The sequence below is a fragment of the Sphingomonas sp. FW306-05-A genome (assembly GCF_058782275.1).
In genome coordinates this window covers 21,938-37,081 of the sequence record NZ_JBYSXN010000004.1, presented here as the reverse complement: position 1 = coordinate 37,081, position 15,144 = coordinate 21,938, and the positions used below count along the sequence as shown (strand labels likewise).

The window sequence follows — 15,144 nt, the reverse complement described above, 5'->3', positions numbered from 1 at the left end:
TGCGAATTGACTGACATGTGGCGTTAATCCGATCTCCTTTTGGAGAGACCGTACGGAGGTAGTAGCCTCCAGTGGTTGCGCGAATGCTGAAGACATCGAAAAGGCTTGGATTGTCGTGAGTATGCAGCGGAGACGGCGGCAGGGCTATCAGCGCCATTCCCACCGCCGTCGACAACAAACGCCTCATGTGACTCGCCCCCGTAGGGGCATGGTACTCGGATGCGTAATGTCTGCAAATCGGTGTTTCCCGCCGGATCGCATTGCTATCTAAAAGCTGCCTGTCGAAACGTTGTCTAATAACCTCGTTGTCATGATCAGAACGTCTGCAGTCGGGCGGTTCCTTCGCAACCGGGGATAAAAACGCCTTGCTTCTTGCAATGTCATGGCCGCCTCAAAACCGAGGCCAACTCCAAGCAAGATATTGCATTAATGAGTGTTTTAGCGGACAACGTTAGCGATATGCCCGCTTGCAAACCGGCATTTAGTGAAAGAGAAGGGCTAGCTTTGTCTGGACTTGACGGCCAATTGTCTTTTGGCGGGTCAAAGCGAGAGCAGTTTGTGCGCCGTAGTAAGGCGTCATGTATAAGCCTTCTTGTGATGGGTTTATTGTTTTGGCTTGTGATGCAGCCCACGGCTCGGCCCACAAGCAGAATCACAAGCAACCCCGTCCTGACCGTTTCTCTTCTTCCCTTACCGACACTACCATCGTTGAAGCCTTCACCTGTGCGGTTTAAGCAACCGGCAACGAATGTAAAGGCTGGCGGTCAGCAACGTCGCCAAAGTCTTCGTCCATCGCATAAGCCGGCGCTGACGAAGCGGGCCGATGCGCCTGCTCATGTTGCTGCTACTTCCCTGGTGCCGATAGCGCTCGAGCACGCCCGAGTAGCCGTGGCAAATGAGTCGCCCCTGTCAGCGCCAGATCCTGATAGCGGCGGGAAAGCACTTTCCGCGGGCGCGAGCGGTGGGAGGGGAATGGGTCAAGGCCGAGGCGACGGCGACGGCGACGGTTCGGAAATAACGCTTGTTCTCAACAAGGCTAACTGGGTGTGGAAACCATCGGATGACGCTCTCAGGCGTTTCATACCGCCTGAGGCTATTGCAGAACACAAGTCCGGCGTGGCAATCATAGCGTGCAGAGTGCAGCTCTCGAAGCGCGTCCACGACTGTAGAGTTGTCGCTGAGAGCGCAGCCGGGTTGGGCTATGGCGCCGCGGCTGTCGCCGCGTCACGCATTTTTCGTGTCTATCCGCCGCGTCGGAACGGCAAGCCTGTTGACGAAGCCTGGGTTGGTATTCCTATTCGGTGGATCGTCAAGCCGCCCCCAAAGCCGGCTGACGGAGATGACAAGCAACAGGAGCACGGCCACATATTGCAACGCGGACCTGCGAGCTAGGCTTGCGAATGCGCTTGCCGAATCGTATCGCGACGGATGGCCAGGATGCCAAATTTGCGCAGGCCTATCGTCGACACGTTAGACCCGAATTAGCCGGGCCAGGTTTCCGTATGTGGGCTCCAGTGGAACGGCAGCTTCACGGCTAGAAAGACCCGCTTGCGGCCACTCAGTGTGCCCTACCCGTCTCCAAACTTCGGCCATTCGTTCAGCTTGAGACGATGGCGTTTTCGGCGCTCAGCCGGTCCACTCCTGGCGATCAAGACGCCTCATCGTTCGCATGCGAATTCCCTATGTCGACTGACGGTTCATACCCCTACAAGGATGATGTCGAAGCTCTGAGGTTCTGATGTCTGATCGCCTGCCGGTCCTGCTCCAATACATCCTGCCGAAGCAGCGCCTCACCACACTGGCAGGTCGCATCGCCGGAGCGCACGGCGGTGCAATGACAACGCGGCTCATCCGCTGGTTCGTGGGCAGATATTCCGTAGACATGAGTGAAGCGGCAGATGCGGACATTAAGAGCTACCAGAGCTTCAACGACTTCTTCACCCGTCCCCTTAAAGCAGGTTTACGCCCAGTCGCGGCTGCCGACTTCGTCTGTCCAGTCGACGGCGCGATTAGCCAGTTCGGCTCCATTGATGACCAGCACATGCTACAAGCGAAGGGGCATCGGTTCAGCACGACGCAGCTTGTTGGCGGTGACGCCGTACTGGCCAGTCAGTTTCGCCATGGCAGCTTCGCAAACCTGTACCTGTCTCCCAAGGATTACCACCGCCTACACATGCCCTGCGATGGCAAGCTTTCGCGCATGATCTACGTGCCGGGGAAGCTTTTTTCCGTAAACCCTGTCACAGCACGCGGCGTGCCGAACCTGTTTGCGCGCAACGAACGCGTGGTGTGCGTCTTTGATTCGGCGGAGCATGGCCCGTTCGTGATGGTGCTGGTTGGAGCCACCATCGTCGGAAGCATGGCGACTGTATGGCACGGTGTGGTCAATCCGAAGCGCACCAACAGGACGTCAGAGTGGACATATACTGACCAGGACATCCTGTTGAAGAAGGGCGAGGAAATGGGCCGCTTTCTCTTGGGTTCGACAATCGTGATGCTGTGGAAGCAGGGCGCCATCGCGTTCAATGAAGACTGGACGCCAGACCGGAATGTGCGCTTAGGCGAACTGATGGGCCAGCGCGCAGCCTGAGCTTGTTGTGCCCCCTTGGCTAAGAGAGAAACACCCAGAAGCGGTCATTCTCAACAAGATCTCCGCGCTCTGAAACCGGACGTCCGTTCAGGCGGTCGGTCCCTAAAGCCTCAAACTTCTAGTTGTAAATGAAATCGAGAAAGGCCCGAAGCGGCGGGGGCACCAGGCGGCGGCCGGAATAGTAGAGGAATGGTCCCGAAAACGTCTGCCACCAGTCTGGCAGCACCGGCTCCAACACGCCGCGATCGATCGCCGGTCGAAGCCAGTCTTCAAACAGGAAAATGATGCCGCCACCCGCAACAGCGACGTCGACAAGGAGATCGGCCGCGGCCGCGACGCTGGCAATCAAAGGACCTTGTGGCTCTATTCGTACGATCTCCCCTTCACGCTCAAATTCCCAAGGGCTCGTCAAAGCGCCGCTCGTAAACCGACCGCGAAGGCAGGCATGAGAGAGCAAGTCGCGCGGATGGCTCGGGCGTCCATGAGCGCTCAAATAGGCCGGTGAAGCGGCCGTCGCAAAACGCTGTACGCGCGGCCCGATCGGTACGGCAATCATGTCTTGGTCTAGGCGCTCGTCATAGCGGATAGACGAAGCGTCGCTGCTGGTCGAACGCGTAGACATAATCGGGAATCGAGGACAGCGTCGCCTCGAAGAACCGCGACTGGCTGGCGAGCTCCGCCCGCGCCGCTTCGATACGCTCGCTGGCGCGCTTAAGATCGTCGACATCCTGCACGACCAATATCGCCTCACCGCCGTCCGCCCCCTCACGACGGAAGGGAACCGCGCTGACGCGTATCCAGCGTTCCCGCGCCACGCCGGAGTCGTAGAGGAAATCGATCCCCGGTATGACGCGCTCCCCGCGCAGCGCACGTGCGCCCGGATAGTCGTTCGGCCCGATCAAGCGGCCGTTGGCATCGTAGCCCCGCCAGCGCCGCGTTTCGACGGGTTCGAGCGATGGTAGTCGGCTCAGGTCGCCATAGGCACGCAGGGACTCGTTCGAGTGAAGGAGTTCGCCACGGCGATCGTAAACGCCGACTCCCAGCGGCAGGTTCGTAAGTACGGACGCAAACAGCAGGCGCTCGTCGCGCAATGCGCGCTCCACACTGCCGCGGGTCGAGGCCTCTAGCGCATGCTCAACATGCAAACGGTCCTTCGACACGTAACGCCCCTCCCGCGGGCGGGTTGCCAGCGATAAAGCAGCACGTCGCAACACAGGAAGGTTCCCTAGGGATCGTCCGTATGTGACCAAAACTTCATGAAACATAGGTCGGTGCCATCCAACGAGGAGGACGGCATGAAAGCCCTGGTCTGGCACGGCAAGGAGGACATCCGGTACGACACGGTGTCCGATCCGACGATCGAAGATCCCCGCGACGCGATCATCAAGGTCACGAGTTGTGCAATCTGCGGGTCGGACCTGCATCTGTTCCACAATCTTGTTCCCGCGATGATGCCCGGCGACATCATGGGCCACGAGACCATGGGCGAAGTCGTCGAGGTCGGCAGCGGGGCGAAGGGATCGCTCAAAAAGGGCGACCGCGTCGTCATCCCCTTCACCATCCAGTGCGGCGACTGCGACCAGTGCCGGCGCGGCAACTTCTCGGTCTGCCAGCGGACCAACCGCAAGGGCGAGCTGGGCGACAAGGCGTTCGGCCACCGGACCGCAGGGCTCTTCGGCTATACTCACCTGACCGGGGGCTATCCGGGAGGTCAGGCGGAATACCTCCGCGTGCCGTTCGCCGACACCACGCACATCAAGGTGCCGGACGGAATCGACGACGAGAAGCTCCTTTTCCTTTCCGACATCCTGCCCACAGGCTGGCAGGCCGCCGTGCAGGCTGACATCCAGCCCGGCGACACCGTCGCGGTCTGGGGTTGCGGCCCCGTCGGCCAGATGACGATCCGCTCGGCGATCCTATTGGGCGCCGAGCAGGTCATCGCGATTGACCATCTGCCAGAGCGGCTGTCGATGGCGGCGGCGGCCGGTGCGATCACGATCAATTTCGACGAGGAAAGCGTTGTCGAGCGGCTGAACGAGCTGACCGGCGGTCTCGGCCCGCACAAATGCATCGATGCGGTCGGGACCGAGAGCCATGTCAGCTTCGGGCAGCCCGATACGATGCTCGATCGCGCCAAGCAGATGCTGATGGCGGAGACCGACCGCCCGCATGTGCTGCGCGAGATGATCTTCGTCTGCCGCCCCGCCGGCGTCATCTCGATCATCGGCGTGTATCTCGGCCTCGTCGACAAGATCCCGATGGGCATGGCGATGAACAAGGGCCTGACCTTCCGCATGGCGCAGGCGCACGTCCCGCGCTGGACGGGCGATCTCCTCCGCCGGATCGAGGACGGGCAGATCGATCCCTCGTTCGTGATCACGCACAAGGTCGACCTGTCCAAAGGTCCCGAAATGTACGCGACGTTCCGCGACAAGGCGGACGGCTGCATCAAGGTCATGCTCCAGCCCTGAAGGAGGCACCCATGCCACTTACCAACATCACCGGAATCGCGCGGTCGGAGGGCGATCCCCGCGTCGAGCGCAAGGGTCCCAGCTCGCTGAGCGGGGCCGACCGCCTCGCCCGCGCGCTGGGCTGGTTCTCTATCGGCCTCGGCGTCACCGAACTCGTGGCCCCCGGACGCATCTCGCGTACGCTCGGCCTCGACGACAAGGAAGGCCTGATCCGCGCCTATGGCGCGCGCGAACTGGCCAGCGCGATCCCGACGCTGTCGATCGACAAGCCGATCGGGCTTGCCGCCCGGATCGGCGGCGACGCGCTCGACCTCGGCACGCTGGCGACCGCGCTGCATCGCGACAATCCCAAGCGGCGCAATGCCGCGATCGCGACCGCGATGGTGGCAGGAATCACGCTGCTCGATTTCGTCGCTTTTGCCGGCGTCAAGGCCGCGCACCGCCGCGATCCCGGCAGTGCGGATCGCGACTATTCTGATCGCTCGGGCTTCCCGCGCGGTGCACAGGCGTCGCGCGGCCTCGCCCGGCAGGACTTCGATATCCCGCCCGATTACCGCGCCGAAGGCACGGTCGCGGACGCGCTACCCGCGCTCGCGTCATGACCGGCGCCGCCTCCGAACCCGACCTCGCGGCGGCAGCGCGCGCGGCGATCACGATCGACCGACCGGCCGATGAGCTTCGCACGCTCTGGCTCGATCCGAGGACGCAGTCGCGCATCTGGGCCCATTTCGCCGAGGTGACAGCACGCGATCCCCACTCCGCCGATTGGGTCGCCCGCGGCCCGGCGGGCGGCGAATACCGGTGGTGCACCGACACCGTCGAGTCCGGCTCGGACCAGATCCGGTGGACGTCACGGGACGGCGCCGACGTCCCGAACACCGGCGACCTCGCCTTCCGGCCGTCGCCGGGCGATCGCGGCACCGAGCTGCATCTGGCGGTGCGCTTCGATCCCCCCGGCGGAGTCGTCGGCGAGGCCGTCAGCAAGCTCTTCCACATCGTTCCAGGCGAGATCGTGCGCACGGCGCTCTACAAGTTCCGTGCGCTCGCACTGACCGGCGAGATCCCCACCACCGATCCGCAACCCGCCGCCCGCCACGACGGGACCGATCGCTAGGAGCAAAGCCGATGCGCGCACTCTGCTGGAACGGCGTCAACGACCTCCGCGTCGAGACGGTCGCCGACCCCGAGATCCTGAACCCGCAGGACGTGATCCTGAAGGTCCGCCTCACCACCACCTGCGGGTCGGACCTGCACCTGATCGACGGCCTGATCCCGACGATGCGCGAGGGCGACGTCCTCGGTCATGAGTTCATGGGCGAGGTCGTCGATGTCGGCCGCGAAGTGACGAAGGTGAAGCGGGGCGACCGCGTCGTCGTGCCGTCGTTCATCGCCTGCGGCCGATGCTGGTATTGCCAGCACGACCTCTATTCGCTCTGCGACACCAGCCATCCCAAGCCGGAGCTGCAGGAGCCGCTGCTCGGCTATCCGACCGCCGGCATCTACGCCTATTCCCACGCCTTCGGCGGCTATGCGGGGTCGCACGCCCAATATGTCCGCGTGCCGTTCGCCGACACGGATTGTTTCATCGTCCCCGACGGCCTCGCCGACGAGGACGCGCTGTTCATCTCGGACGCCGCGCCGACCGGGTTCATGGGCGCGGACTTCTGCAACATCCAGCGCGGCGACGTGATCGCGGTCTGGGGGTGCGGCGGCGTCGGCCTGATGGCGCAGCAGGGGGCGATGATCCTCGGCGCAGAACGCGTGATCGCGATCGACCAATATCCCGAGCGGCTCGCCAAGGCGGCAGCGTTCGGCGCCATCCCGCTCGACTTCACCAAGGTTGACGTGATCGAGGCGCTGAAGGAACTGACCGGCGGACGCGGCCCCGACGCGTGCATCGACGCGGTCGGGATGGAGGCCGCCGGCACCGGACTACAGGGCGCTTACGACCGGGTGAAACAGGCTCTCTACATGGAGACCGATCGCGGCACGGCTTTGCGTCAGGCGATGCTCGCGGTGCGCAAGGGCGGCACGCTCTCCATCCTCGGCGTCTACGGCCTCATGGATAAATTCCCGCTGGGTCTCCTGATGAACAAGGGCGTCACGGTCCGAACGGCGCAGCAACATGGCCAGGCCTATGTGCCGCGCCTTCTCGAGCATGCCCTGCGCGGCGAACTCACGCCTGCCGCCCTGGCCACGCATCGCTTCTCGCTCGAGGATAGTCCGACGGGCTATCACATGTTCAAGCACAAGGAGGACGGCTGTCTTCGCGCCGTCTTCATGCCGTGAAGAGGTCGCGGACCCGAGCCTGGTCATGATGATCGAACAGGTCCTCGGCGCGGCGGTGATGCTGCTGTTCCTCACCGATGTCTTCCTGACGGTGCTGTACGCCCGCGCCGGCTCGGGGCTGATGGCGCCTCGCTGGAACCGCGGAATATGGGCGCTGCTCCACGGCCTAGCGAACCTGCTCGGCAGGCGCCGCGGCACTTTGCTATCGCTGGCCGGCCCGCTCATCGTCGTGTCGCTGATCGGCTTCTGGGCGATGGGTCTGACGGTGGGCGCGGCGCTCATCGTCCAGCCCGAGCTCGGTACCGCGATCCGCCCCTCCAGCGGCGAAGCGCCGCGGGACTTCGTCACCGCGCTGGTCGTCGCCGGCAACAGCCTGTCGATCGTCGGCGGCGGCGACTTCTCGCCGCATACGAGCGGCACGCGGCTGCTGTTCCTGACGAACTCGCTGATCGGCGCGTCGGTGCTGTCGCTGGTGCTGAGCTATCTCGTCCAGGTCTATTCGGGATTGCGCGAACGCAACGCGCTGGCGCTCTCGATAGACCTGATGACCGATGGCACCGGCGACGCAGCGGTGATGCTGGCGCGGCTCATGCCCGAAGGCGATCCAGCGAACGTGACGGGCGAACTGGGCAATATCGTCCGTTCGCTCGCCGCGACCAAGGAAGCGCACCATTTCTACCCGCTGCTCTTCTACTTCCGCTTCGAGGAGCCGCACTACGCCGTATCGCGGTTTTGCTTCGTCCTGCTCGACGCGACCACGCTGATCGAGACGGCGCTCGATCGGCGGCGCTATGGCAGCGTCACGGGCTCCGCCCCGGTAGCCGCGATACGCCGCGGTGCCACGATGCTGCTCAAGACGCTCGACTTGAACTTCCCCACGACCCGCGGCGGCGATGACGCTGCCGACGCCTGGCGCCTTCGCCAGAGCTATCTTGCCGCGACGCAAACCCTTGCGAGCGCCGGGATCGCGGTGGGGACGGATGGGGTCGACGCGTATGTCGCCGCGCGCCAGCAATGGGAACCGCTCGTCACGCGCGTTGCGCCGACCTTGGGATACGCGATGCCAGAGATCGACCGGCGGTCTATCGCGACCCAGTCGGATGCCCCGAATGATCCTGCCTCGTGAACGCAAAACCGCGTTAAAGGACCTAACTCATGGTTGACCAACACACGGCACCCGTTGTGAAAGCGCTGTTCGTCCGCCTCACCGCCAAGGACGGGAAGGGCGACGAGGTCGAAGCCTTCCTCCGCGACGGGCTCGCGGCCGTGCTGGAGGAACCCAATACCACCACCTGGTATGCGCTGCGTTTCGGCGATCACGACTTCGCGATTTTCGACACCTTTCCGAACAATGCAGGACGCCTCGCCCACCTCGCAGGCAAGGTCGGCCGCGCTCTGGTCCTGCGCACCCCCGAACTGCTTGAAGGCATGCCCAAGATCGAACACGGCCATGTCCTCGCTTACAAGCTGCCCGGTGAAAGCGGCCAGGTGCCGGAATGATGGATGCGCCGCGGATCGAGCGCCGCCCATTCGGCACCGCGCAACGCGACGTCGCGGTGATCGGCCAGGGCAGCTGGTACATAGACGACGCGCACCGGCCGACGGCTGTGGCTGCGCTTCGCCGCGGCCTCGATCTCGGCATGACTCATATCGACACGGCCGAGATGTACGGCGACGCCGAACTCGTGGTCGGCGAGGCGATCGCGGGGCGGCGGGACGAGGTTTTCCTCGTGTCGAAGGTGCTCCCCAGCAACGCCTCCCGCCGCGGGACCGTGGCGGCGTGCGAGCGCTCGCTCGCGCGGCTCGGGACGGACCGGCTCGATTGCTACCTGCTGCATTGGCCCGGCTCGCATGCGCTCGAGGAAACCTTTGCCGGTTTCGAGCGGCTGCGCGAACAGGACAAGATTCTGTCCTGGGGCGTCAGCAACTTCGACGTGCCCGACTTGGAGGCCGCCTGGAAAGCCGGCGGCGCTGGGCGGATCGTCTGCAACCAGTTGCTTTACCATCTCGGTAAGCGGGCGATCGAGCACGCCGTGCTGCCTTGGTGCGCCGAACGCGGCGTCGCGGTGACTGCCTATAGCCCGTTCGGCCATGGCGATTTTCCCGGCCCGCGAACGCCGGGTGGCCGGGTGTTGGAGGAGATCGCCGCAGGCCATGGCGCCACCGCGCGCCAGGTCGCGCTTCGCTTCCTGGTGCGGGACCCGAACGTGTTCGCGATCCCCAAGGCCTCCAGCATCGATCACGCCACCGAAAATGCCGGCGCCGGCGCGTTGCGGCTGACGCAGGCCGAGCTCGCCCGGATCGACGCGGCGTTCCCGCGCGGACCGAAACCGTCGCGGCTGCCTATGCTGTAGCTCCGTGCAACCGTGTTGAACGCCCGGGCGTATCACAGACCAGGAGGTTCGCATGCCAGTTACCAAGGCCTCCGGCTTCGTCCGCGTTCGCGGTGCGCGCGAGCACAATCTCAAGAATGTCGATGTCGACATACCGCGGGACGCTTTGGTCGTGTTCACCGGCGTGTCGGGGTCGGGCAAGTCGTCGCTCGCCTTCTCGACGCTCTACGCAGAGGCCCAGCGCCGCTATCTGGAATCAGTCTCGCCCTATGCGCGCCGCCTGTTCCACCAGATGGAAGTACCCGAGGTCGACGAGATCGAGGGCCTGCCACCGGCGGTGGCGCTGCAGCAGCAGCGCGGATCGCCGATCACCCGCTCGTCGGTCGCCAGCGTCACCACGCTCTCCAACCTGCTGCGCATGCTCTATTCGCGCGCTGGCGACTATCCGCCGGGCCAGGCGCATCTCGATGCGCAGAGCTTCTCTCCCAACACGCAAGAGGGCGCCTGCCCGCGCTGCCACGGCCTCGGCCGGATCCACGAGGTGACCGAGTCTTCGATGGTGCCCGATCCCTCAAAGACGATCCGCGAGCGTGCGGTCGCCGCCTGGCCGATGGCGTGGGGCGGCCAGAATTTGCGCGATATCTTGATCAGCCGCGGCGTGGACGTCGACACGCCGTGGCGTGACCTGCCGAAGAAGGTGCGCAACTGGATCCTGTTCACCGAGGAGCAGCCGCAGGTCCCGGTCTATCCCGGCTGGACCCATGACGAGATCCAGCGCGCGATCCGGCGCAAGACCGACCCCGCCTATATGGGCACCTTCTCGAGCGCGAAACGCCATGTCACCCACAGCTATGCCACCACCCAGAGCGCGATGATGAAGAAGCGCGCGGCGCGCTTCATGATCGCCCGGCTCTGCCCGGTCTGCGACGGCAAGCGCCTGCGCCGAGAGTCGCTGTCGGTCCGCTTCGAGGGCCTCGACTTCGCGGAGATGAGCCGCCTGCCGATGGGACGCTTCTCGACGATCTTCGCGCCCTATGCCGAGGCGAAAGCCGGCAAGCTCAGGACGCTGCGCAAGACCCACCCGGAAAAGGCACTGGTGGTCGAGCGCATTGCCGGCGATCTGTGCCGCCGGCTTTCGGTGCTGCTCAATCTCGGCCTCGGCTATCTGACGCTGGAACGCAGCACCCCCACGCTGTCGCCGGGCGAGCTGCAGCGGCTGCGCCTGGCGACCCAGGTCGTCTCGAACCTGTTCGGGGTCGTCTATGTGATGGACGAGCCGTCCGCCGGGCTCCATCCCGCCGATACCGAAGCGCTGCTACGCGCGCTGGACGGCTTGAAGGCGGTCGGCAACTCGCTGTTCGTGGTCGAGCACGAGATGGACGTCGTCCGCCGCGCCGACTGGATCGTCGATGTCGGTCCCGCCGCTGGCGAGCATGGCGGCACAATCCTCTACAGCGGGCCGATCGATGGCCTGCGCAAGGTCGCGGCATCGGAGACAAGGCGCCATCTGTTCGACGAAGGTGGCGGCATGCCGAGCCGGCAGCGCGAGCCGACGGGCTGGCTGCGGCTGGAGGGAATCTCGCGCAATAATCTGAAGCAGGTCGATTGCGCGATCCCGCTCGGCGTGATGACCACGGTTACCGGGATCTCGGGTTCGGGCAAATCGAGCCTGATCAGCCAGGCGATGGTCGAGCTGGTCGGCGCTGCGCTGGGCGCCCCGGCCGTTGCCGGGGAGGAACCCGACGCCGAAGCCGCGCTCGAGGACCGCCCCGCCGATGCTACTGAGGGCCGGATCGCCGGTGGTCTCGAAGGCATCAAGCGGCTGATCGAGGTCGACCAGAAGCCGATCGGCCGCACCCCGCGCTCCAACCTCGCCACGTACACGGGCCTGTTCGACCATGTCCGCGCGCTGTTCGCCGCCACGCCCGAAGCCCGCAAGCGCCGCTACGATGCTGGCCGCTTCTCGTTCAACGTCGCCAAGGGGCGCTGCCCGCGCTGCGAGGGGGAAGGCTTCGTCATGGTGGAGCTGCTCTTCCTGCCCAGCGTCTACGCCCCCTGTCCCACCTGTCACGGCACGCGCTACAACCCCAAGACGCTCGAGATCCGCTATCGCGGCAAGACCATCGCCGAGGTGCTCGCGCTCACCGTCGAGGATGCGTGGGCGTTCTTCGACGACGCGCCCCATGTCTGCCGGTCATTAAAGGTGCTGCGCGAGGTCGGGCTCAACTATCTCCGTCTCGGCCAGCCCGCGACAGAGTTTTCCGGCGGCGAGGCGCAACGAGTAAAGCTCGCCACCGAGCTCCAGCGCGCGCAACGCGGTGGTGCCCTCTACGTCCTCGACGAGCCGACCACCGGCCTCCATCCGACCGACGTCGAGCGTCTACTCGGCCAGCTTCATGCCTTGGTCGATGTCGGCAACAGCGTCGTCCTGGTCGATCACGACATGAAGGTCGCAGCGGCGAGCGACTGGGTGATCGATATCGGCCCCGGCGCGGGCGACGAGGGCGGCCGGATCGTCGTCAGCGGTCGGCCGGCGATGGTCTCCGCCTGCCGGGCAAGCCGCACCGCACCCTATCTCGATCGCGCCCTTGATAGAGGAGCGGTGGCGACAGGGGCGTGAGATGCTCGCCTGCCAATCTTGCGCCCCGAGGCGATAGTCTCGAGCGTGGACATAATGCGTCCCTTGCGCCGATGAGCAGTACGCGAGTCATCGGCTGTCCCCTTGTGAGGAGGCCGCCCTCCTGTCGCGGAGCGGGCATCTTCGACCGTCACGAATGACCCGACGCGCGGATATAGGCGCTTGCTCGCGACGTCGGCTCGCGCACCCATGCCAGAGGTACAGCGTCCGGACGCTTACTCGAACTGCTGCAGCAAGCGCTTCCTTTTGCAGGAAAACGCGCCGAATAGAAACTCAGGACCGCGCCAATCCTCCTGCCGCCCCGCGTGGCACTGCTGCCGGGCCGCTTGGGGAAAGGGACTGGCAGGTTCCGGCAGGACCCGCCGTTCACGCGCTAGCAGGGAACGGCTTAAGTTGGTCGAAAGCTGCCGCGATCCCGCGTCGTAAAACACATCATTTTCGGCAGTCGCTGCCAAGACTACTGACGCGCGTCCATATCTACGCGTGATATAATCGACAAACCCTGTCGTATTGGCCGACTGTGCGGAAGCCGAAATCTAGAGGTTTTCCGACAGGGCTCTAAACGTACACTTTCGTCTGTCTTATGCGCTGACACCGATAGATCTACGTCGGGGCACCCATGCTCGACAGCCCCCCTGCCCGCCCCTGTAAAGAGTACGAGATTGATCGATGCAGCACCGGTGTCTTTTGAGTATATCCTCAGCGCACCTCTCTAGGTCGGTCCTCTTTACGTCAGGAAATGACGCATAAAATCCTTGCCGATTTTCTCGTCAGGTCCGGCTGAAGTGTTAGCCAACGAGGACCATACGGCACCCATTCAAACGGCACCGTTGAAGTTACGAGCAGGGCTAAGGAGGAGCCGTGCCGGAGGAGAAGCGGCCCTTCTGCTATCGCCCAGATTGCGACGTTCGGCCGCAGTTTCAATAACCCATCAAATCTCCATCAACGTGCTTCAACAAACTATATTTTGTATTAAAATATAATCAATTCCATGCCTTTAGCATTTGCCTGCTGTGACAAGCAGGAACGGGCCTTAGACCCTATGGGGGCTGTTAAGTTATTTGACGAGACAATTGGCCTACCTAAAGACCGTGTCATAAAAGTGTCCATAAACACTGATCTCTCTGGAACGCTGCAAATGCGAGCAATTTCTGCTGTATACTTATTACGTATCGGTTCATGAGAGGCAACTTTGTCACAAGAGGATACTAAGGCTAGTATCGGCGCTAGGTAAAGATGCATGTCATATTTTGAACTACTTTTCATGAACAGCCTCCGTTCGAACTTCATCAATTGGGCTAATGAGATAGCTTATAATTGACCGTTTCCCAGTCCAAATATCCGCGCTGGATGCAGCCTTATAGGTTGTGATATTGCCCAAAATGATCACCCCTGTGTCCCCTGCAGGGCCAGATCTTCGTCGGATTTCTGTGTTTCAGCAAATAGTAGACCGTCTTCTAACCACCAATAGCTGCCGTTGACGTAACGCTGGGCTCAGGACGTTTGTGAATGAAGGGCGGTCGGTGGCGTCACTGAAATATCGTTACGCGCCCGAATTTAGTTCAGGACAGTCTATCGACATCCATGGTACGGTTCTCACATCGTCACCGATTATGCCGCGAGCAGGATGACGCCCGAGAGCCGGGATAGCTCTCGCTTGCGATCAAAGGCGAGCGATGCAACCCATCTCAGCGACGCATGTCGCTCCAACGCAGCAGATCCTTTACGTCAGCCGCAGCACGATTCCCGGCGACGGAGCCGACCTTGTTGGTATCCTCGAGCAGTCTCGACACAACAACGCGCTAGATGGCATCACGGGTCTTCTATGGTCCGACGGAATGCACTTCCTGCAAGTGATAGAAGGCCACCCTGAAAGCGTGGCAAGCACCTTTGCACGCATCCGAGCGGACAGTCGCCACCATCATCTTCGCCTCCTTAGAGACTGGATGATACCGTTTCGTGAGTTTGGTTACTGGACGATGGTCCATAGGCGCGCTGCAGACCCTGCCGATCTATACGACGCTAAAATGCGACGGTTACTGTCGTCAACTTCGGAGTCAATCAGGCAGCACTTTCTGAAGTTGATTGCTGAAAAAAATGATACGGCTTCTGAAATAGACGGATCACAACCACAGGCTCGGCCCTTAATGCCGCGCACGTGAACGACGGCAATTGGGCGCTTGCAGACTGGCAGCTTTCCCGCCCGATAGCTGCCGGTCGGCTTTCGGACAGGATTAGCGCCCGCGAATGGGTTGAACGGTGATATGTGGTGGGAAGCCGAACGGCAGCTTCTGGTTGGAAAAGATAGCAAGATCACATCCTCCCAGCTAGCCTGATCGGGCAGACTGGAGCAGGGAAGAGCGTCCATGTACCACGCCATCGTTAAGCGCATTGCGCGCAAGAACTTTCTCCGGGTCAACGATAAGGATTACGACGCCCTGCTTCGCGACTGCGCACCCGACATCCATCACAAATTCGGGGGTAATCATGCACTGGGCGGCGAACGCCATGACCGGGAGGCGCTTCGTCAGTGGTTCGGCAGGCTCGGACGTTTAGCCGAGCACCTAACCCTTACGGTCGAGGACATTTGGGTAAAAGGCCTGCCACACGACACTACCATCATCATCCGCTGGTCGGCGACGGACACCCCGCCTGACGGCTTCGCCTACCGCAACCATGGCGTGCATATCGTTCACATGAAGTGGGGAAAGGTCGTTGCCATCGATGCCAACGAAGATTCCCAAGCGGTATCTGAGAATTTGGCTCGACTAAAGGCCATGGGCATAGCTGAGGCAGGCGCGGCCCCAATTACGAGCTGAGGAA

The 15,144-nt window shown here is 62.9% G+C and carries 14 protein-coding genes; 12 read left to right on the top strand and 2 right to left on the bottom strand.

Features of this window, described 5'->3' with window-relative positions:
• The first annotated feature begins 429 nt into the window (after positions 1–429).
• Together AC3WJR_RS18115 and asd are read left to right on the top strand one after the other, a co-directional pair.
• On the top strand, positions 430–1,392 hold the full coding sequence (locus AC3WJR_RS18115; RefSeq protein WP_492726972.1) for a TonB family protein: 963 nt from the start codon (positions 430–432) through the stop codon (positions 1,390–1,392).
• 346 nt (positions 1,393–1,738) lie between these two features.
• The gene (gene asd / locus AC3WJR_RS18110) at positions 1,739–2,590 is read left to right on the top strand and encodes an archaetidylserine decarboxylase (protein WP_492726765.1); all 852 of its coding nucleotides are present in this window, start codon (positions 1,739–1,741) and stop codon (positions 2,588–2,590) included.
• Positions 2,591–2,708: 118 nt separating this feature from the next.
• Here the strand turns inward: asd and AC3WJR_RS18105 are convergent, their stop codons facing one another.
• Together AC3WJR_RS18105 and AC3WJR_RS18100 are read right to left on the bottom strand one after the other, a co-directional pair.
• Positions 2,709–3,146 carry a LysR substrate-binding domain-containing protein gene (locus AC3WJR_RS18105; protein ID WP_492726763.1) on the bottom strand — a complete coding sequence of 146 codons (438 nt, stop codon included), beginning with the start codon at positions 3,144–3,146 and terminating at the stop codon, positions 2,709–2,711.
• 19 nt (positions 3,147–3,165) lie between these two features.
• Positions 3,166–3,750, bottom strand: a complete 585-nt coding sequence (locus AC3WJR_RS18100) for a nitrogen regulation protein NR(II) (RefSeq protein WP_492726761.1) — start codon at positions 3,748–3,750, stop codon at positions 3,166–3,168.
• Between the two features lie 135 nt (positions 3,751–3,885).
• Between AC3WJR_RS18100 and AC3WJR_RS18095 the strand changes: the two genes are divergently transcribed.
• The 10 genes from AC3WJR_RS18095 to AC3WJR_RS18050 all read left to right on the top strand — a co-directional run bounded on the left by AC3WJR_RS18095 (position 3,886) and on the right by AC3WJR_RS18050 (position 15,140).
• Positions 3,886–5,061: a zinc-dependent alcohol dehydrogenase gene (locus AC3WJR_RS18095; protein ID WP_492726759.1), complete on the top strand. Its 1,176-nt coding sequence runs from the start codon at positions 3,886–3,888 to the stop codon at positions 5,059–5,061.
• An 11-nt stretch (positions 5,062–5,072) separates the two neighbouring features.
• On the top strand, positions 5,073–5,663 hold the full coding sequence (locus AC3WJR_RS18090; RefSeq protein WP_492726757.1) for a hypothetical protein: 591 nt from the start codon (positions 5,073–5,075) through the stop codon (positions 5,661–5,663).
• On the top strand, positions 5,660–6,175 hold the full coding sequence (locus AC3WJR_RS18085; protein ID WP_492726755.1) for an SRPBCC family protein: 516 nt from the start codon (positions 5,660–5,662) through the stop codon (positions 6,173–6,175). The genes AC3WJR_RS18090 and AC3WJR_RS18085 overlap by 4 nt, the downstream gene beginning before the upstream one ends.
• A gap of 11 nt (positions 6,176–6,186) precedes the next feature.
• Entirely contained in the window at positions 6,187–7,350 is a 1,164-nt protein-coding gene (locus AC3WJR_RS18080; protein WP_492726753.1) for a zinc-dependent alcohol dehydrogenase, read from the top strand.
• Between the two features lie 28 nt (positions 7,351–7,378).
• Complete coding sequence (locus tag AC3WJR_RS18075; protein ID WP_492726751.1) at positions 7,379–8,476, top strand: hypothetical protein; 1,098 nt, start codon at positions 7,379–7,381, stop codon at positions 8,474–8,476.
• A 56-nt stretch (positions 8,477–8,532) separates the two neighbouring features.
• A complete protein-coding gene (locus AC3WJR_RS18070; protein WP_492726750.1) occupies positions 8,533–8,850 on the top strand; it encodes a putative quinol monooxygenase in 318 nt (105 codons plus the stop codon).
• Positions 8,847–9,704, top strand: coding sequence for an aldo/keto reductase (locus tag AC3WJR_RS18065; protein ID WP_492726748.1), 858 nt, complete (start codon positions 8,847–8,849; stop codon positions 9,702–9,704). Before AC3WJR_RS18070 ends, AC3WJR_RS18065 begins: the two co-directional genes overlap by 4 nt.
• Positions 9,705–9,756: 52 nt before the next feature.
• Entirely contained in the window at positions 9,757–12,303 is a 2,547-nt protein-coding gene (locus AC3WJR_RS18060; RefSeq protein WP_492726746.1) for an excinuclease ABC subunit UvrA, read from the top strand.
• 1,694 nt (positions 12,304–13,997) lie between these two features.
• Positions 13,998–14,483 (top strand): BLUF domain-containing protein, encoded by a 486-nt coding sequence (locus AC3WJR_RS18055; protein WP_492726744.1) that lies wholly within the window; start codon positions 13,998–14,000, stop codon positions 14,481–14,483.
• Between the two features lie 204 nt (positions 14,484–14,687).
• On the top strand, positions 14,688–15,140 hold the full coding sequence (locus tag AC3WJR_RS18050) for a nuclear transport factor 2 family protein (protein ID WP_492726743.1): 453 nt from the start codon (positions 14,688–14,690) through the stop codon (positions 15,138–15,140).
• Positions 15,141–15,144: the final 4 nt, after the last annotated feature.

What these genes read in the sequence shown, in the direction of transcription:
- AC3WJR_RS18090 (WP_492726757.1), top strand. Translation starts at nt 5,073, where the DNA reads ATGCCACTTACCAACATCACCGGAATCGCGCGGTCGGAGGGCGATCCC.
- AC3WJR_RS18075 (WP_492726751.1), top strand. Translation starts at nt 7,379, where the DNA reads ATGATCGAACAGGTCCTCGGCGCGGCGGTGATGCTGCTGTTCCTCACC.
- AC3WJR_RS18060 (WP_492726746.1), top strand. Translation starts at nt 9,757, where the DNA reads ATGCCAGTTACCAAGGCCTCCGGCTTCGTCCGCGTTCGCGGTGCGCGC.
- AC3WJR_RS18085 (WP_492726755.1), top strand. Translation starts at nt 5,660, where the DNA reads ATGACCGGCGCCGCCTCCGAACCCGACCTCGCGGCGGCAGCGCGCGCG.
- AC3WJR_RS18105 (WP_492726763.1), bottom strand. Translation starts at nt 3,146, where the DNA reads ATGATTGCCGTACCGATCGGGCCGCGCGTACAGCGTTTTGCGACGGCC.
- AC3WJR_RS18065 (WP_492726748.1), top strand. Translation starts at nt 8,847, where the DNA reads ATGATGGATGCGCCGCGGATCGAGCGCCGCCCATTCGGCACCGCGCAA.
- AC3WJR_RS18095 (WP_492726759.1), top strand. Translation starts at nt 3,886, where the DNA reads ATGAAAGCCCTGGTCTGGCACGGCAAGGAGGACATCCGGTACGACACG.
- asd (WP_492726765.1), top strand. Translation starts at nt 1,739, where the DNA reads ATGTCTGATCGCCTGCCGGTCCTGCTCCAATACATCCTGCCGAAGCAG.
- AC3WJR_RS18055 (WP_492726744.1), top strand. Translation starts at nt 13,998, where the DNA reads ATGCAACCCATCTCAGCGACGCATGTCGCTCCAACGCAGCAGATCCTT.
- AC3WJR_RS18050 (WP_492726743.1), top strand. Translation starts at nt 14,688, where the DNA reads ATGTACCACGCCATCGTTAAGCGCATTGCGCGCAAGAACTTTCTCCGG.
- AC3WJR_RS18080 (WP_492726753.1), top strand. Translation starts at nt 6,187, where the DNA reads ATGCGCGCACTCTGCTGGAACGGCGTCAACGACCTCCGCGTCGAGACG.
- AC3WJR_RS18115 (WP_492726972.1), top strand. Translation starts at nt 430, where the DNA reads ATGAGTGTTTTAGCGGACAACGTTAGCGATATGCCCGCTTGCAAACCG.